Source organism: Paucibacter sp. KBW04, assembly GCF_003852425.1.
In the GTDB taxonomy this organism is placed as follows: Bacteria; Pseudomonadota; Gammaproteobacteria; order Burkholderiales; family Burkholderiaceae_C; genus Paucibacter_A.
Map to the genome: position 1 here is coordinate 142,140 of NZ_QAJN01000001.1, position 15,936 is coordinate 158,075.

Genomic DNA, 15,936 nt, shown 5'->3' on the forward strand with positions numbered 1-15,936 from the left:
GAAGTGCCCTTTTGAGAGGGGCAGGCTGAGCCTGCCTTGATATTTCCCGAACCCTGAGGCTTAGAACTCGTACTTGGCCGTGACTTGGATGGCCCACTGCGACTCGCCCTTGTTCTGGCGGGTTTCATAGTCGTCCGGGCCGACCACGCTGTAGACGTACTTGCCGTTCTGGATGCCGGCGAAGTTGACGAAACCGCGACGGTTGCCGCCATTGCCACCACCGGGGTTGAAGCCGATCTCGTCGATGCGGCCCCAGTTCTTGTTCAGCAGATTGCCAAAGTTCAGGATGTCCAGCGTGATGGAACCCTTGTGGTTGGCGGTGAATCCAGGCACGTCTTGGCTCAGGCGCAGGTCGAAGTTATTGGCAAACTTGGACCGAGCCGTATTGCGGCCGACCACGCCACCCTTGGCGGCGCTCAGGTCGGAGTTGCTGTTCACCACTTGCCAGAACAAGTCCTCGGCAGCCTGGGCGCTCATGCCGCTGGCCTTGGTGCCGCGGAAGATCACTTCGCCCGAACCGGGAGCGGTGGGGATGTACATCAGGTCGTTGCCTGCGTAGCCGTCACCGTTCATATCGTTCTTGAAGGTCCAGCTATAGGGCTTGCCGGTGCGGCCTTCATAAACGACGCCGACGGTCGTCTTGTACTTGCCCACCCAGGCCTTGGACCAGTTCACGGCCGCGGTGATGCGGTCTTGAATCAGTGTGGCCGAGGTGGCGTTGATGTCTTCGTTGGGGTTGAAGACCGCGCGGTTGCCGTAGTTGGAGCTAGAGGTCGAGGAGGTCAGGGGGCTGACTTCCTTGGCGGCCGTGCGGGTGTAAGCGGTAGACCAGGACCAGCCTTGGTTCTGCTGCGAAAGCTGCAGGGTCAGGGCATTGCCGCCACCTTGGCTGGTGCGCTCGGCGAGCAGCACATTGCCGAAGTTTTTGTCGCGATTGTTCTTGGTCTGCGCGCCGCAACCGCTGGTGGCGGTGGAGTCGCCATTGACCCAGCAGTTCACGTTTTGGCCCGCGGCGTTGTAGTACATCTCGCGACCGTCAGGTGCAGTATTGACGGGTGCGCCCAGGTTCAGGTGACGGTAGTAAATGCCGTCCTTGGTCTTGGTGGACAAGAGGTCCACACCCGCGACCAAACCAGCCCAAGGCAGTTCGGTGTCCAGGCCCAGGTTGAACTTCCAGACCGAAGGCTGCTTCAATCCAGGCGACAGGATGTCGACGTTCAACGCTGGGGGCTGACCCGCCACTTGGGGCTGATTGTTCACATCGTTGGTGTACTGAATCGAGGAGCAAGGCGTGGTCGTAGGGCCGCAGTTGAAGGTGGCGGTCGCTACACCCGAGTTCGAGTAGGGGTTGGACAACCACACATTGGCCGCCGAGCCTTGGAACAAGCCGAAGCCGCCACGCAGCTGTGCCTTCTTCTGATCCAGGCCCTTGAAGGCATAGTTGAAGCCAAAGCGCGGCTGCACCAGGGTTTGGCCGTCAATGGTCTGGCTGTTGTCGTAGCCAAATGCGGCCTGCGCCTTGGCGTTGTAGATCGGGGCGTCGGGCGTGCTTGCACGGTCCAGGCGCAGACCTGCGGTCAAGGTCAGGTTGCGATTGACGGTCCAGGTGTCCTGCACGAACAAGCCCACATTGTTGAGCTTCCACTGGGCCACACCGTCATCCAGGGTCTTGCCTGCCAGGGGCAATTGGACGGCATAGCTGGTGGGGATGCCGGCCTTCCACAGGGCGGCAGGGTCGGTGCCGCGGAAGCTGTAGTTGCCCTTGGTGTTTTGCAAGAAGGCGTTGTAGGTGTCGTTGCTGCTGTAGTCAGCACCGAACTTCAACTCATGGTCGTCCAGATTCCAGGTGCCGGCGAAGTAGCCGTCCCAGGTCTTGGTACGCAGGATGTTGAACTGGCGGCTGTTTTCGGTTCCGAAGAACAGGGTGCGGTCCGACTTGTAGGTCGCGTCCGAGGGATAGACCAATTGGATCTGGGGCAGATCGATATTGTTCTTGGGCACGCTGTCGTAGTCGCGCTTGGACAGCTTGAACTCGGTGGAGAAGTCCGGGGTCCAGTCCGCGAACCATTGGCCGACGACGGTCTGAATCGTCTTCTTCTGGGTCCACCAGTAGGAGCTCAGCGACAGGGCGGTGGGCGAGAAGCCTGCGTAGGTGTAAAGCGCCAATTGGTTTGAGGCATCACGTCAGTTGAATTGAGGCAGCAAACCATCTGGCGGATTAAATCTTGATGCAGTACAGCACAGCAACGTTGCGCGGCCGTGTTTCATTACCAACCACTCCAGCCGGATTGACCTGTCCATCGTAGTCACCGCCGTCATTCGTGTGACCCCAATAGTTGTCATCATCGGTCGAACTGGAGCCTTGGTGGTGCTGAGTGTTCGTCGCACCAAACGTACTGAAGCCGCCGTAACCATGCTCGCCCCACGGCATGATGTGCTTGTGCTGCTGGACTTGACCGAGTTGAGTTGAAGCCAGGGACCGGCCCGCATCCACCCCACGCCCGGCATCAACGCCACGCAAGAACTCGCCGCGCAGGTCAGGCAGCGCAAAGGTGTTCACGCCGTCACCAGCCCCCCAAGCACGCCCAATGGCGTTGAACAAGGCAGGATAGACGGCCTTGCTAACGACGGACCCATCACAAACCAGCCAGCCACTTGGGGCCGTTGCAGTACCAAAGGCTGAAATCAACCCTGCGGGGATCGACGCTGCAAGCAGGCTTTGAATCGCCTTCAAAAGCTGATCGTTAGACGGCTTACTCAGCCCAGTGCCAGTGGCTTCGATAACGTTGCAAATCTCATCTTGAACCGCATTCAAGAACGCGGCAGTAACCACTGTCGCAGGCGTTCCAACATTCGGGTCGCCTTCAGTGAAATGGCCGCCAGGTACTGCCGCTGGGCCGTCAATTCGATGCATGGTCAAACTCCGTTCAAAGGGCCTGCAAGTTCAGGCGTGATAGGCAAACAAAACCCGCGTATGGGCTGGCTTATAGCGATTGAATTGGCACTCGATCACCTCGTTACTCCACACGCGCAAAGGTTCACCGGCAGCACCGGCTCCAGCCCGAAATGGAGTCACAGCAACAGTCGTCGGCACATTGACCCGCCAGATATGCGCCCACTCATCACCTGTGAACACAATGCCCGCAGCAGCTGCAGCTGCAGCTGACTTGAACTCGTCGATGGTGATGGTGTAGCCAAGCCTCGAAGCCAACTCAATGAAGAAGCGCCGAGACTGACCGCCCACCGCAGTCAATCGCCCCTCAAGCGCCAGGCGCCGCTCAGCAACAGTCTGAGAGGTAGTCACACAAGGATCGGGCAGCCCAACTACACGCTCCCAATCCGGCAGCATTTCTGCCGTACTGGCCGGATCAGTTTCAGCGAGCAGCAAAGCCGCGCGGGCGTCCAGCCGCTCAAACTCAGCGGCAAGTCCACCCAAGAACCGCATCAACACCGACTCGGCCTCGCGGGGCCACGCTAACCCACTTGGAAGAAGCGCAGCCAAGGCCTCCTGGAACTCGGCCTGCGAATGTCGCACCAGCCCAAATTGATCACGCAGTTGCTGCAGCATGTTTGTTTCCCAGATCAGGTATGCAGAGCCCCACATGAGCGGCAACCCGCTCTCGCTGGTGACATAAAGATAGTCATACTCGCGCACGATATTCAGAAACTAGGAGCTGCCGGAAAGGCGACATGAGGGAACCCACTTTGCTGCGGAAGATCACGAAGGGCTTGCCTGTAATTAGCCCATGCACTTTTTTGAGCAGCAGTCAACGCGTTGTCAGGTAGTTGAGTCCAGTCCGATGCCGCAATTGCCGCACTCCGTTGAGCCCTCACTCGCAATGCCAATACCTCGTCTGAAATCGGAGCCGAAGGCAATGCTTCAGGAGAAAAAAAGGCGCCTTCCGAGTACATCAAACCGTGCCTAATCTTGCCTTCGTACTCAACCACCTCCAGCCCATCCAAAGTCGCTGGCAACTCTTCGTCGCATGACTCAATGAACTGTTGAACAACGCCGTCCGGGCGCACAAGTGCATAGGTCTTCATTTCTTCGTTCCGATCACCAACATGGAAGTGCCACCGCGTTGATTTGCAAAGGCGGTGAATGAGCCACCATTGCCAGATCCCTGCACCGTCACGACAACGTTGAGCGGCCCACCTCCAGGCGAAGGCACATACCGACTAACACTGACGGGAATTTGCAAGTAGACCGAGGGCGCCGCTGTTGCGATAGCCTGCGCAACAACGGTGCCGTTCACCTTGACCCGGATCGTGAAGTCGGAGCTGAACATCGAGTCGCCAACCGTCTGACATGCACAGTTGAAAAGCACGAAAAGAGGAGCCCCGCCGGTATCGATGTAACCCGCATTGAGCAAGGTGTACTCACCACTCGAACTAGGAATCACCCAGTCCGAGGAAAGTGATGCGCCAAGAGGCACTGTCACAGCGTTATTTGCAATATGGAAAGTGTTGACAGCAAGGTCACCAATTCGCGAGGCCGGAACAACCAGCGTAGCGACACCATTCACAGTCCCAAGAACCATCATGTTGACGGGTGGCGCATCCGGCTGGCTGCTAGCCACGAACACAATCCGATCAGCCATCAGCAGGACTTCAGAGCTTCCACCGGATGAATCGTTAGGGGCAGTTGATGCAAGACCCATTGCACCGAAGATTGACCGGCCGTCTGACCGCGTAGCGACAGTCTTCAGAACAAACTGAGAGGTCACGCCACCCGGCCCGGCTACGACTGTCGACAGCGCGGAAACCTGCCCGCTCAAAGTCCCTGTCGCGGCCACCGTGTTGCTGTAGTAGGTAGCCGCTGCTGAAGCAGAATTTGCAGCTTCACCAGCCTTGGTTGACGCAGTCGATGCATAGCCAGAAGCGGCCGTAGCACTACCTGCGGCAGCTGAAGATGAGGTCGCCGCCGCCCCAGCCGCAGTCGACGCAGAAGAAGCCGAACTAGAGGCGTTTGACGCGCTGGTCGCAGCATCATTGCGATAGCTGAGCGCCTCCCCAGCCTTTGTGGTTGCCGTGTTCGCAGAAGTACTCGCCGACGTGGCGGAGCTTGACGCCTCCCCAGCTTTCGTTGAAGCAACGCTTGCTGAACTCGCTGCGGCCGTCGCACTTCCTTGAGCAGCGCTAGCCGACGATGCAGCTAGATCCGCCTTTGTCGTCGCAGTCGATGCTGAGCCACTCGCACTCGTAGCTGAAGTCGCAGCCTGTGAAGCCGAGGTGCTCGCATTGCTAGCGGCCGTCTCGGCTGACAGCTTGCTGCTGTTGGCCGCAGTGGCAGAGGTCGCGGCCGCAGTCGCAGACGTCGCAGCACTTGATTGCGAGGAAGCGGCAGCCGTTGCTGAGTTACCCGCTGCAGTAGCGCTGTTCGCAGCCAAAGTCGCTTTGGTGGTTGCGGTTGATGCAGACCCACTCGCACTAGTCGCCGAGCTGGCCGCAGAGTCCGCTGAGAGCGATGCATTGGAGGCGGACGTCGAGGCGGCCAACTTGCTGCTGTTGGCTGCAGCCGCCGAGGTTCCCGCACTCGTCGCTGAACTCGCCGCGCTCGTCTCGGATGAGGATGCTGCGCTGGCCGAGTTCGCTGCTGACGTGGCGGCTGAAGTCGCAACGGTGGCCTTGTTGGTCGCCGTAGCAGCTGAGCCATTCGCACTGGTTGCAGAAGTCGCAGCAGCATCAGCTGAAACCGTTGCGTTGCCCGCAGCGGTCGTCGCTGTCGTGGCGCTATTGGCAGCGGAAGTTTTGCTTTCAAGGGCCTCGCCAGCTCGAACAGAAGCTTCATTGGCAGCTTGAAGAGCTGCTGCCTGGCTGCTGGCCGCCGCCGCCTGAGCATTGGCCGCGTCGATAGCCGACTGAGCTGCAGAGGTTGTCGTCCCAAAGACCTCTTGAAGATCCGAGACTTTCGTCACCAACCCAGTCGCCGGATCGTCAACCAAGGCAATGCGAGCAAGAAGTTCATTCGTCAGCACGCTCTCGCCCAAGAGCCCCTGCAGATCAAGCAGTAGGGCATTGACGTCAGCCCAGGGCTGGCCTTCCCCAATGCCGGTGATGATGGATTTGATCCGCGCCCCAACAGTGCCTGCCGGATAGTTCATCAGCGGGTTGAACGCAACCGATCCTGCAGCCCGGTCAGGCCGCGCCCCATCCAGCAGGTCACTCAGGTAGGCAACCACGTCGCGCCGAACGCTTGCCGTCAGACGCTGCTGAACCGCATCTTCAACCAGCTGCAGCCCTTGCCCTTCGGTCAGTCGTCGAACAGCCGTCATCGCATCAGCTCCAGGTAATCACGCCAAGCACCGGCATTTGGCCCGCGCCATACACCACATCATTTGTAGGTGTCACCAACACATTGTTGGACTCACCCGCCGCCACGCTGATCGCCTCGCGTAAGTGGCTCAGTAAAATCGTTCCACCCGGCAAGGCCTCGCGCTGCAACACATCAGCCAGCTCTGCTGTTACAGCTGCGCGTACCGCCGCAGTGTTCGGCGTGAGCGTGATGGTCATATTCAGCGGCACGGCCACAGGCGCCTGCACACTCACTTGCGCGCACACCGGCCGCAAGTCGTCAACGTAGGCCTGCACGGCATCCACCTCGCTCGCATCAGGGATCAACGACTCATCGCCGTCACGAACAAATCGGAGCACCACCGTGCCAGGCCCGTTCTCCAGCGGGTAGCACCAGGCACGCGTCACGCCGGGCACCTGCAAAGCCCAGGCCACATAGTCAGACTTGCTACCGCCCATCGGCGGCTGCTGGATGCGTTGCAAGATGCGTTGGCGCAGGGCTTCGTCCTGCTCCCGATCAGCGCCTTGAACCAGTCCACCAGCAGCCACGACACCCGCGCTGGCTACACCGCCTACGGGCTGCACAAACCCCATCTGCGTGCCCGCATCGCCGTTCCCATCCGCACCGGCCACCACGGCCGCGACTGGAATCAACGCCACACCGCCCACAACAGTCACGTCGGCAGTGCTGGCGTACTGTGCCCCATCGCTACGCTGCAAAACAACGCCAGAAGGCACTACAACGCCGCTGGTTCCTGTAATCGATACTGTCCCGGTAGCAAAGCTAGCAGGCACCCGAAAAACGCCCCAGATGCCCGCATAGCGATCCAAGAACACAGTCTCAGCGGTATCCACCATCAACTGGGCAGCCAGCCAGTCCAAATAGCCATACACGCCGTGAAGCGCGCCCGCATGCATCCGGCTTAGCACCGCCAGGTTGCTGCGCCGCAGTCGGGCGTCAGTGCCCGGCAAAGCCGCCTCAATATCCGCTGATGCGCGCGCGATCAAGTCGGGCAGTGTTGGTCGTGCAAATGGCATTTATTGCCCCTTCCAAAACGATTCAAAACGAAATTGCACAACGGGCTTGGTACTCCGTTTGATGCTGATCGACAGACCCAGAACCACAGTTCCCAGCAGCTCAGCGCTCACATCGACGTCTGAAGCGATACCGTCATCAACCAACCACTGCAAGGCTTCACGCGCATACAGCTCGGCCCGGCCCAAAACTGACGGCAAGCGTTTCTCGCGCGCCAGCTCCCACAGCCGGGAGCCGATCTTGTCGCCCTCCACCTCGGGGTAAGCGTCACCCCACCAGCCGCGCCAGCTAGTCTGCGCGGTCTCACCGGCAGCAGCCACGCGATCAGTAAACAAGCTCAGCACCACAGCGGTCTGCAGCCCATCGTCGTCAGCCAGCGATGGCCCTGAGACCTGCCACTCGCCGCCAAAGTCGCGCCAGGCTGTTCGGATATCACTCATCTCACATGCTCCGATCCGGCCCAGGGCCTGTGCCGTGCTTGTGCGGGTTGAACGCGTCGCGCATGCCGCGCATAGTCTTGGTACCGCCTTGGTCGCGCACATCGTCCTCGGCGGTGATCGTGGCGCCCGAATCAATATTGCCGTCGACCAGCAGCTTTCCATGCACGGTCATGTCGCCGCTGCACTCCACCAGCGGCGAGCTGACGTAGACCCGCGTGGCGGCCACCACCTCAATCGTGCCCCCGCGTTTGATGTGGACCTTGTCGCCCTCGTCGGTGTAGATCGCAACCTCACCTGATGCCAAGCCCTTGAGTCGATAGCGCCGGTCGTCCACCGCGATCACCAGCGCATGGTCTCGATTGCCTGCCACTGCCACCGCAACCGCCTCGGCGCCCGGCAAAGGCACCGAGGTGAAGCCATAGTTCTGAAACCGCTCCACCTGGTCGCGCAGCTCATCAGCCAAAAGCATGATCTGCACTGACTGCAGCTTGGTGGAGTCATCCACCAGCTGCAAGACAGCGCGGCCCACCATCAGCTGGATGCGCTGAGTCAATGGCCGCAGCATGCGTTGAAAAGCCTGCATCACTTTGCTCCCTTGGGTGGGAGCGACCAATAACCAGCGCCCAAGTCGTTGTTCTTGATGGGCAGCACCTTGAATGCATCGGCACGGGTCAACCCCATCTTTGTTGTTGTGCCACCTTCGTCCGAAAGCGAGTACTCGACGCTTGAGATCAACAAGTCATCCGCCAGATGCAAGGCCTGCGCGTCGACATGCACCAGGCGATTTGGCATCCAAAGCCCATCAGCATGCCGCCAACCCTGCACCGTCACCTCAACGGCGAGCGACCTTGCCATCCGCACATTGGCCTCCCAACTGGCTCGCTGAGCCAGCGTCGCTGCAATGTCGGGGCTATCGGCCGTGATGATCAACGGCCGATATCGACCCACCCCAGGGTCTTTCGCCCGAGCGAAAACATGGGCAGCTGCAGCCGCATTGAAGAAGTCGCTGCCAGGCGCCTGACCCTTCAGCAGGTATTCGCTATGCCGATCCCGCATGTCAACCTTCACGCTGGCCTTCAGCAAATTGCTACCAAGCACAAGCGGGGTCGCAATGCGCTCAGTTCCGGCCCGCGTGATCACCAAGCCTCCCCGACCGTCTGTGACAAGCAGAAGGCCACGAATGCGCGCAGCACGGACCATCGCATCAAACACCGTCTCGCCCTCTTGCAGAGCAAAAGAGGTCAGCGGCTTGCCCGTATCCACCTGGGCCGAAACCGACACGCCAAAGGGCTTGGCCAGCTCGGTCGCAATTTGTTCGATATGCAAGCCGCGCCATTGGCCCGCCTTACGAATCGCACTGCAGTCCACCAGGTCGGCAGTCTTGTCTCGGCCAGTCAGCTCAACGGCGTGTTCTTCATCACCGATGGTCATCTCGACTTGGTCGACATAACCCGTGATCACCGTCTCACCATCGATCTGCAGCTCGCAACTCTGGCCGGCCCGGACCTCTTGAACCGGCTCCAGAACATTCCAGCGCTCCGACACACCCAGCCTAAAACTACCTGCGCATTGCTCCATGCTTCGCTGCACGCTAATGCTCTTCCAGCCCGCATAAGCTCGCGCGCCCACCAGCAGCTCCAGACCCGCACTCTTACTCATCAGCCAGCACCTCTAGCGGTACAGAGCCAGCCACGAACAAAGGGTGACGCACCCGGTTCCGAGCGACCAACTCGCCCTCACGGCGGCCGTCTGCATAAAGCTGCTGAGCCAAGGCCAAAGAAGGGGCGGTGACAGCTGGTGTCCAACTGACCACCCGGGCCAAGTTGGCGCCGCGCGTCGTCACATCACGCACGACGGCTGAGCGCAAACCCCGCAAAGCGTCGAACAAGTCATCAGGTACGCCGTCAGCCAACAACACGTCGTCCAGCGTTGCGGTGATCTCATCACGGGCCTTGATTGCGTCTTGATAGCTCGCAAAGTCCAGCCCCGCAGTTGCTCGCGCACCTTCCGCTGCCGCCACGACATGCACCAGGCGCAGCAACTCCAGTTGGTTGTTAGCCTGGGCCTTGCGACTCGTCGTGCTCGGCTTGACGTCCGGTAACGTGTCACCGAAGCGATACAGCACACGCGCCAGGGATAGCGAGTCTTCCGGAGTGCTAGCTACCCCCCGCACCAGTTGCTTGATGGCCGCCAGCAGGGCTTGCGAGGCACTGGCGGGGGCGTAGATCAGGGTGACCCAATCGCGCTTCGCCGCATCCACATCACGTTGCAACGCAGCGACCTGGTCAGCAGCACCCCTCACAAGGCTCACAGCCGATTGAATGCCTGACAACGCACCTTTGAAGATGCCACCTGAAGCTGCTGCGACGAACGCGGGCTTGCCCGCCACCGAATGCCGCTTGTTGAAATTTTCCACGGCCGATGTTGAAGCTTGTTCTGCGGTGGCCACGACAGTTGCAGTGGTGCTGGGCGCGGTCGATGGGAAAGCCGCATCGCCTGCTTCAACCAGCGTCAGGGCAAACCGAGCCAGGCCGCCCTCGGCAGTGGACTCGGACACCTTGCACTCAAGAACCGTGCATTGCAGCTCACCGAGATAAGGGTGCACAAGAAGGCCAGGTCCAGACTTCTCAATTGCAGCCACCAGTCGGTCCCGCACCGTCATATAGCTGCTACCCAACACAAACGCTTGGATGGTCAGATTGCGCGCCTTACGGCCCAGATCCTCGGCAAATGGCTTGTCCCGCAACGGGAACTCATGCACATGCACGCGGCGGCCCAAATTCGCCTCATGGCTATCTACAAAAAAAGGCACACCGCGAAACGATGCTGCCTGAAGTTGATCGCGCCAGCTCATGGGAATGCCAATGATGGCCCGGTGTAGACGTCAAAGTTCAGCGCGCTGCCCGGGTTCTTCTGCAGCTCGCGAACGCGAGGCTGGCCGTTGGCGTCGAACTCAATACGCAAAGTCCCGCCCAGCTCAGGCCTGAAAGGTGATGCCCCGGCCGCAGCAGCCGTCTTCGCAGCGTTGCCAGGCACAGCCGAGGCTGCGGCCGCAGCAGCGCTAGGCCCTGCGGGCAGCTGGATATCCGGCAGCAGCTTGAGCACCAACCAGTTGTCTCGGTCGGTCATCCACTTGGGCATGGCGTCCTTCAACTGGTGCAGCTTCTGCACGACCAGGTCGAAGTTCCTATAGAGCTGATACGCCGCCGTTGCAATGGCTGCCACGGCCAGCAAGAACCAACCAAACGGCGTCACCAGCATGGCCCCGCTCAAGATGCCTACCGCCTTCACGACCTCGTACACCGCCCAAGCCCCCTTCGCCACCATCACGGAAGAGAAGCCTACGATCAACACATCCCAGCCGCCGAACTTCTGTGCCAGCCAATCCATCACGGTGACCAGCATCACCACACCCTTGCTAATCTGACCCAGCGACTGAAGAACCTTGGGCATCTTTTCAATGATGGCGCTGAGCATCTTGCCGATCTTGTCGCCCAGCTCCTTGCGGCTCTCGACGTTCATGTTGGAGACCTTCTCCAGCATCTTGTCCATGCCAGGCAAGGCCGCTGCTGTAACGGTTGCGAGAAGGCCCTTCAATGAGGCTTCAAAGCGCTTGAAGTTGTCAGCCGTTTCCTTGAACTCAGCGGCTTGCTTCTCGTTCAATGTGCCGAACTTGTCGGCCTCGTCGTAGTACTGCTTGAGCGACTTGCTGCCCTGGTTCAGCATCTGGATCTGCTCGGCACCACCACGGCCCATCAGCGCCCGCGTCAGCGCGATCTTCTTCTCAGCGTTCTGTCCAGCGTCCCCCACCTTCTCGAACTTGTCGGCGATGGCTTCAAACACCTGCACGACATTCATTTTCTTGAGCTGGGCAACAGGTATGCCCACGCGCGCAAACCACATCGCTGCCTCTTTGCTGCCGCCAATCGCCTCCACCATGTTTTGGCTCAAGAACTGCAGGCTGGTGCCCATGTCTTCTACGCTGCTGCCATTCACACTTGCTGCGAAGCCAAGGCGTTGGAACTGCTGGATGGGAATGTTGAGCTTCTTGCTTACGTCGACCGTGCGATCAATCTCTTCAATCGTCTGGTGCATCACGGCGAATGCACCACCGAGAGAGATGGCGGCCACCATTGGCAGCTTCGTGACCTGCTCTTTCAAACCCTTCCAAGCCGAGCTGACTTTGTCATAGCCACTCTCGGCGACCATGTTGTTGATGCTGGCGCGCAGCTTGCGGGCCGGGAGCGTGACACGATCCACCGTTGCATCCACCGCCTTGTTGATGGCGCCCAGCTTGGAGGTGGCCTTGTCAACCGCCTCAATTACAAACTGCAGCTTCATCGTCATGGGGTCTTGCCTCGCTTGGAGTAAAAAGCGCGCCCAGTCAGCGCGCTAGCTCATGGTGCTTTGTTGAGTTCTCGGTTGATACGCACCGCCTGCTCATGCCACTCCATCAACTCATCCACCTGAAGCATCGCCAGCTCACTGGGTTGCCAGTGGAATGCATAGGCCAGGTCGGCCATTAGTTCGGTCAGGTTGGCAGGGACAAGCCGAAAAAATCCGAGGCAATGTCCTGGGCCTTGAAGACGTCCTCGGCGTCCATCTTGTCGAACGTGCTGGGCGGGATGCCAGCGCTGGCGCACACCAGCACCATCACCATTTCGCCCATGCCCTTGTCTTTGGCATTCAGGGCCTTGCGCGCATCGCCGCCGTTCAATCGCTTGAAGGTCAGCTCAGTCACGGTCTCAACTACCGCACCATCACGGTTCCTCAGTTCCACCGGGTACTTGAGTGGGTAAACCACCGGTTCTGCTGCAACGCCACTCATACGCCCATCTCCTCGGCCGGATCGCCAGAAAACTTCAGTGCCACCTTGCCACCCTCGCCAGCCGTGACGCTAAGGGTTTCAGTTACAAACGCGTTGCGAATGACGTAGGTCTGGCCGGTATCGGCTTCATACGTGACCGTAGCGTTGACGATCTTTTGCAACGCGGCCAAGCTGGTGCCCTGGCTCAGCGATATCTCGCACTCCAGCGAGCTGGGCTTGATCTTCTCGGCATAACCCAAGATGCTATTGCCGCCAATCACCGGCTCGCGGGTCTTGCCGCCCAGATCCAGCTTGGCACCCGGCATCGAGTTGAGCAGCGCACCATCGGTTTTGATGTACGCCATCGAATGCGTCATTCCGCCCATCTCAGGCCTCCTTGTCGTCAACCATCACAAACTGGCCCTGGCCGACGCTGACTTCAACGCTCTCACCAGGCCCCAGCACGCGCTTTTGCTCGCTCGCATCAGCTTCACCCACAGTCACCACCGTCACCGCCAGGCGAGCTGCCTCGCCCGGTGCTTCGTTGTTGCATATGGTCATTCGGATCGCCATGTCTTGTCCCTTCGCATCGGTTAGAAAGCCGAAGCCAAATTGAGTTAGAGCCTGAACTGAACCTGAGCCGCAAAGACGCGGAACTGGTTGACCACATCAGGGGGGATGATGGCGTCGACACGGTTCGCATCGGTGCTGCTGCGCTGCACGATCAGGTCGCGCTTGAACTGCTCCAGGTTCTCCGCCAAGCCCGCGTCCATCCAGTCCATGAACAGGCTCACAAGCTCAGCGCGAATCACGTTCGGCGTCACGATGGCCTGGCCGTTGCCATAGTTGGTGCCGTCATCAGCCAACTTGTGGCGGGGGAACTTTTGCGCGATGCGGGCCCGGACGGTGTAGCGCAGGTAGGCAATGGTGCGCAGCGTTTCAATGTCCAGATAGCTCACATCGGCCACGCCGAACGCGTTGCTCTGGTACGTGGTGATCAGCCGCTCGATCAGCACCTGACCACCCGCATCCACCACCGTTGTGCTGATGCCATCAAACAGCGCCAGGTTGCGCTCGTCGCGCGTCCAGCGGTCAGCGATCACAGGGGCCAGCAAACCGGGCAAGAGCAGCGTTTGGCGCGGGCGGGCGGGGTCAGGCTCATAGGCGTCCACTGCACCCGCCACAGCGGCCCACACATAGCTTGGCGATGGGCTTCGCCCCGCACCCAGGATGCTCACGTGAGGACTGTTGCGCGTGCTGCCCAGCGTGGTGCAAGTGGCATGCGAGCCGGACACTGCGGTGAAGGCCTGGCCCTCCTTCTGCACCAGCGGCCCAAAGCGTTGGGCCAGCATAGTCTCCAGCTTGCCCAGGTTGGAAGCGTCGGTATAGGGCTGGATGATGGTGTGGTACTGCTCGTCGCCAATGGCGCTGATCATCGCCTGCAGATCCGGGTTGGCACTGCCGCCACTCATCGGGACCACGGCCGAAGTCAAGCCCTTGGGCGTGCGCTCGCCGCTGAAGTAGTTCAGCCGCACATCGAGTGCGCTCTGCACCTCGCCCTTGTGCTTGGCAGTCAATGTCACCACGCTGCCGACCACGGCGGCCGTCACCGGCAGCGTGGTGTCCGCATTCACAGCTGCACCCAAGGCCGTAGCCAGGCTGCCCGTTGTGGCAGCACTCATCACGCCAACCTGTACCAGCTGCCCACCAATGTAGGCGTTCAGCGTGCCCGCCTCAGTAGGGCTACCGCTCAAGGTGATCGTGCCGGTAGCCGCCGCGCCAGCAGGGTTGTCATCGAGGGCAACTGCCCAGCACTCGGTATAGCTGTTTGCGGCCTTCAGCGCATTGAGCATCGCGGCCAGCATGCTGCCGCGTCCAAAGGCATCCTCGCCCTGGGCCGCGCTCAAGATGCGCACCGGCACACCGGCCGCCACGCTGCTGCCGGGCAGGCGCTGGCCCACCACCAGGATCTTGTGGCGGATAGCGGGCAGGCCCTGCACCGCACGCGAGTTGTCGAACTCGATGTACTGACCCGGTGTGCGGATGTTGATAGGGATCGCGTTGAAGCTGATGGACATGATCAGGCCTTGTTGTTGGCAGAGGATTTGGGTTGAGCCGGTTCGATGGGAGCCACCAGCACGTCACCGTCCGCCTGGCGGCGGGTCCAGTAAGTGCTCATCGGCTTCACCTCGCCATCGGCGATCAAAGGTTCGCGGGTAATGGGATCCCGCACGACCAGGCCAGGCACGGCCGGGACGATGCGAAACAGCATGACGTTAGGGTCGCTTGTCATAGTCACTTTCTTCAGGGTTGATTTGGCAAAGCAACAGAGTCGGAAGCATCAGGTTTGCTAGAGCTGTAATCGCCATCCAGCCACTTTTGGTGTTCGGTAGCCGAGTCATGTGCCGGAATGTCGTACTGCGCAACAAGGGTCAGGAAATCGGCCAGGCCTGTCGCTTCACCAGACAAGTCAAACGGCATTGGCAAGCTGAATGCACAGGCGTAGACCGCCAGTCCTTGCCGCTCAACTGTGCCCGTGAACAGGTTTTCAATCCGGTTCAAAATCAAGGTTCCGATGTTCGGTACCGTAAGGCCATGAAGCACAGGTACGACAGTGCGGCAAAGCAGCTCGTAGGCTCCGACCGCCTGCTTATTGCCGCGACGCCGCGCCGCCTGACCGCTAGGGTGAGAAGTCACTACGTAGACAAGCCATTGGCCATCAATCACCGGCTCAGCCACTCCCACGTTTTTTGCCCCGCCGCCAGCAAAGGCCACCAGGACACAAGGCGCGATCGACAGCATTCGTTTGAGCATGTCGTCGTCCCAGTCACCCGGCAGGCTATCGGTACGCACCTTGGTGCCTTCCAAGGCCTGAGTCAGCGCTGCCAGCAGCGCGTCCTCGGTTGCTGAAATGACGTCCTCGGTCATGGCGCGTAGTCACTCAAGCTCGTAGCTGTGAACACGGCTTGCGTTGGCGTCGTGAACTGAGGACCACCGGTGGTAGGCGTAGGTTGGGCCGAATCGTCCAGGCCCAGGCTCACCTTGCCGTCAGCGATTTGATCCAGCAACTTCATCGCGGCTCGCTCACGGTCGGCCACATGATCGGTGATGCGGTCTTCGTACAAGCGAGCACGAACCAGGTCGCAAGCGATGTTGCTCAGCACCCGGGGCACGCTGGCAAGCGGCAAGCTGTAGCGGGGCTGAAGCTTGGCGTCTATCAACGCGTCGATATCCGCAATCGCATCATCGGTGCGGGTGATGTTGACCGCTTCTGCCGTTGGGTCGGTGGGGTGCGTGATCTGAATCAACTCGTCGAGGCCGAAGCGGTCGATGAGGGATTGAGTGGCGATGTAAGGCAT

General features: G+C 60.2%; 20 protein-coding genes. 1 reads left to right on the forward strand and 19 read right to left on the reverse strand.

From position 1 onward, the window contains the following. Positions 1–60 precede the first annotated feature (60 nt). The 5 genes from DBR47_RS00590 to DBR47_RS00610 are packed head-to-tail and all read right to left on the reverse strand — an operon-like array spanning position 61 to position 4,601. Positions 61–2,166 carry a TonB-dependent receptor gene (locus DBR47_RS00590; RefSeq protein ID WP_124446065.1) on the reverse strand — a complete coding sequence of 702 codons (2,106 nt, stop codon included), beginning with the start codon at positions 2,164–2,166 and terminating at the stop codon, positions 61–63. Between the two features lie 52 nt (positions 2,167–2,218). Next, positions 2,219–2,914: a phage tail protein gene (locus DBR47_RS00595; protein ID WP_124446066.1), complete on the reverse strand. Its 696-nt coding sequence runs from the start codon at positions 2,912–2,914 to the stop codon at positions 2,219–2,221. 30 nt (positions 2,915–2,944) lie between these two features. Then, positions 2,945–3,655, reverse strand: a complete 711-nt coding sequence (locus DBR47_RS00600; protein ID WP_124446067.1) for a YmfQ family protein — start codon at positions 3,653–3,655, stop codon at positions 2,945–2,947. A gap of 5 nt (positions 3,656–3,660) precedes the next feature. Beyond that, entirely contained in the window at positions 3,661–4,044 is a 384-nt protein-coding gene (locus DBR47_RS00605; RefSeq protein WP_124446068.1) for a tail fiber assembly protein, read from the reverse strand. Further along, a complete protein-coding gene (locus DBR47_RS00610) occupies positions 4,041–4,601 on the reverse strand; it encodes a hypothetical protein (RefSeq protein WP_124446069.1) in 561 nt (186 codons plus the stop codon). The genes DBR47_RS00605 and DBR47_RS00610 overlap by 4 nt, the downstream gene beginning before the upstream one ends. A gap of 631 nt (positions 4,602–5,232) precedes the next feature. On the opposite strand from DBR47_RS00610, the gene DBR47_RS00615 reads away from it, so the two are divergent. Continuing rightward, positions 5,233–5,802, forward strand: a complete 570-nt coding sequence (locus DBR47_RS00615) for a hypothetical protein (RefSeq protein WP_197046790.1) — start codon at positions 5,233–5,235, stop codon at positions 5,800–5,802. 477 nt (positions 5,803–6,279) lie between these two features. On the opposite strand, the gene DBR47_RS00620 is transcribed toward DBR47_RS00615, so the two are convergent. Genes DBR47_RS00620 through DBR47_RS00685 form a run of 14 tightly spaced genes read right to left on the reverse strand, consistent with a single transcriptional unit; the run spans position 6,280 to position 15,936 of the window. After that, the gene (locus DBR47_RS00620; RefSeq protein ID WP_124446071.1) at positions 6,280–7,332 is read right to left on the reverse strand and encodes a baseplate J/gp47 family protein; all 1,053 of its coding nucleotides are present in this window, start codon (positions 7,330–7,332) and stop codon (positions 6,280–6,282) included. Next, positions 7,333–7,770: a phage GP46 family protein gene (locus tag DBR47_RS00625; RefSeq protein ID WP_124446072.1), complete on the reverse strand. Its 438-nt coding sequence runs from the start codon at positions 7,768–7,770 to the stop codon at positions 7,333–7,335. It abuts the gene before it with no gap. Between the two features lies 1 nt (position 7,771). After that, positions 7,772–8,353 (reverse strand): phage baseplate assembly protein V, encoded by a 582-nt coding sequence (locus DBR47_RS00630; RefSeq protein WP_124446073.1) that lies wholly within the window; start codon positions 8,351–8,353, stop codon positions 7,772–7,774. Beyond that, the gene (locus DBR47_RS00635; RefSeq protein WP_124446074.1) at positions 8,353–9,429 is read right to left on the reverse strand and encodes a phage baseplate assembly protein; all 1,077 of its coding nucleotides are present in this window, start codon (positions 9,427–9,429) and stop codon (positions 8,353–8,355) included. The genes DBR47_RS00630 and DBR47_RS00635 overlap by 1 nt, the downstream gene beginning before the upstream one ends. Beyond that, complete coding sequence (locus DBR47_RS00640; protein ID WP_124446075.1) at positions 9,422–10,624, reverse strand: DNA circularization protein; 1,203 nt, start codon at positions 10,622–10,624, stop codon at positions 9,422–9,424. Before DBR47_RS00640 ends, DBR47_RS00635 begins: the two co-directional genes overlap by 8 nt. After that, positions 10,621–12,117 carry a hypothetical protein gene (locus tag DBR47_RS00645; protein WP_124446076.1) on the reverse strand — a complete coding sequence of 499 codons (1,497 nt, stop codon included), beginning with the start codon at positions 12,115–12,117 and terminating at the stop codon, positions 10,621–10,623. The genes DBR47_RS00640 and DBR47_RS00645 overlap by 4 nt, the downstream gene beginning before the upstream one ends. A 50-nt stretch (positions 12,118–12,167) precedes the next feature. Next, positions 12,168–12,293, reverse strand: a complete 126-nt coding sequence (locus tag DBR47_RS00650) for a GpE family phage tail protein (protein ID WP_124446077.1) — start codon at positions 12,291–12,293, stop codon at positions 12,168–12,170. Positions 12,294–12,301: 8 nt separating this feature from the next. Next, a complete protein-coding gene (locus DBR47_RS00655) occupies positions 12,302–12,598 on the reverse strand; it encodes a phage tail assembly protein (RefSeq protein ID WP_124446078.1) in 297 nt (98 codons plus the stop codon). After that, positions 12,595–12,942, reverse strand: coding sequence for a phage tail tube protein (locus DBR47_RS00660; RefSeq protein WP_197046792.1), 348 nt, complete (start codon positions 12,940–12,942; stop codon positions 12,595–12,597). Before DBR47_RS00660 ends, DBR47_RS00655 begins: the two co-directional genes overlap by 4 nt. A gap of 22 nt (positions 12,943–12,964) precedes the next feature. Further along, on the reverse strand, positions 12,965–13,150 hold the full coding sequence (locus DBR47_RS00665) for a hypothetical protein (protein ID WP_124446080.1): 186 nt from the start codon (positions 13,148–13,150) through the stop codon (positions 12,965–12,967). Between the two features lie 44 nt (positions 13,151–13,194). After that, entirely contained in the window at positions 13,195–14,655 is a 1,461-nt protein-coding gene (locus DBR47_RS00670) for a phage tail sheath subtilisin-like domain-containing protein (RefSeq protein WP_124446081.1), read from the reverse strand. A 2-nt stretch (positions 14,656–14,657) separates the two neighbouring features. After that, entirely contained in the window at positions 14,658–14,870 is a 213-nt protein-coding gene (locus DBR47_RS00675) for a DUF2635 domain-containing protein (protein ID WP_231512060.1), read from the reverse strand. An 11-nt stretch (positions 14,871–14,881) separates the two neighbouring features. Beyond that, entirely contained in the window at positions 14,882–15,505 is a 624-nt protein-coding gene (locus tag DBR47_RS00680; RefSeq protein ID WP_124446082.1) for a phage protein Gp37, read from the reverse strand. Next, positions 15,502–15,936, reverse strand: coding sequence for a gp436 family protein (locus DBR47_RS00685; RefSeq protein ID WP_124446083.1), 435 nt, complete (start codon positions 15,934–15,936; stop codon positions 15,502–15,504). The genes DBR47_RS00680 and DBR47_RS00685 overlap by 4 nt, the downstream gene beginning before the upstream one ends.

What these genes read in the sequence shown, in the direction of transcription:
- DBR47_RS00595 (WP_124446066.1), bottom strand. Translation starts at nt 2,914, where the DNA reads ATGCATCGAATTGACGGCCCAGCGGCAGTACCTGGCGGCCATTTCACT.
- DBR47_RS00605 (WP_124446068.1), bottom strand. Translation starts at nt 4,044, where the DNA reads ATGAAGACCTATGCACTTGTGCGCCCGGACGGCGTTGTTCAACAGTTC.
- DBR47_RS00610 (WP_124446069.1), bottom strand. Translation starts at nt 4,601, where the DNA reads ATGGCTGATCGGATTGTGTTCGTGGCTAGCAGCCAGCCGGATGCGCCA.
- DBR47_RS00620 (WP_124446071.1), bottom strand. Translation starts at nt 7,332, where the DNA reads ATGCCATTTGCACGACCAACACTGCCCGACTTGATCGCGCGCGCATCA.
- DBR47_RS00625 (WP_124446072.1), bottom strand. Translation starts at nt 7,770, where the DNA reads ATGAGTGATATCCGAACAGCCTGGCGCGACTTTGGCGGCGAGTGGCAG.
- DBR47_RS00630 (WP_124446073.1), bottom strand. Translation starts at nt 8,353, where the DNA reads ATGCAGGCTTTTCAACGCATGCTGCGGCCATTGACTCAGCGCATCCAG.
- DBR47_RS00635 (WP_124446074.1), bottom strand. Translation starts at nt 9,429, where the DNA reads ATGAGTAAGAGTGCGGGTCTGGAGCTGCTGGTGGGCGCGCGAGCTTAT.
- DBR47_RS00640 (WP_124446075.1), bottom strand. Translation starts at nt 10,624, where the DNA reads ATGAGCTGGCGCGATCAACTTCAGGCAGCATCGTTTCGCGGTGTGCCT.
- DBR47_RS00645 (WP_124446076.1), bottom strand. Translation starts at nt 12,117, where the DNA reads ATGACGATGAAGCTGCAGTTTGTAATTGAGGCGGTTGACAAGGCCACC.
- DBR47_RS00650 (WP_124446077.1), bottom strand. Translation starts at nt 12,293, where the DNA reads ATGGCCGACCTGGCCTATGCATTCCACTGGCAACCCAGTGAGCTGGCG.
- DBR47_RS00655 (WP_124446078.1), bottom strand. Translation starts at nt 12,598, where the DNA reads ATGAGTGGCGTTGCAGCAGAACCGGTGGTTTACCCACTCAAGTACCCG.
- DBR47_RS00660 (WP_197046792.1), bottom strand. Translation starts at nt 12,942, where the DNA reads ATGGCGTACATCAAAACCGATGGTGCGCTGCTCAACTCGATGCCGGGT.
- DBR47_RS00665 (WP_124446080.1), bottom strand. Translation starts at nt 13,150, where the DNA reads ATGGCGATCCGAATGACCATATGCAACAACGAAGCACCGGGCGAGGCA.
- DBR47_RS00670 (WP_124446081.1), bottom strand. Translation starts at nt 14,655, where the DNA reads ATGTCCATCAGCTTCAACGCGATCCCTATCAACATCCGCACACCGGGT.
- DBR47_RS00675 (WP_231512060.1), bottom strand. Translation starts at nt 14,870, where the DNA reads ATGACAAGCGACCCTAACGTCATGCTGTTTCGCATCGTCCCGGCCGTG.
- DBR47_RS00680 (WP_124446082.1), bottom strand. Translation starts at nt 15,505, where the DNA reads ATGACCGAGGACGTCATTTCAGCAACCGAGGACGCGCTGCTGGCAGCG.
- DBR47_RS00685 (WP_124446083.1), bottom strand. Translation starts at nt 15,936, where the DNA reads ATGCCTTACATCGCCACTCAATCCCTCATCGACCGCTTCGGCCTCGAC.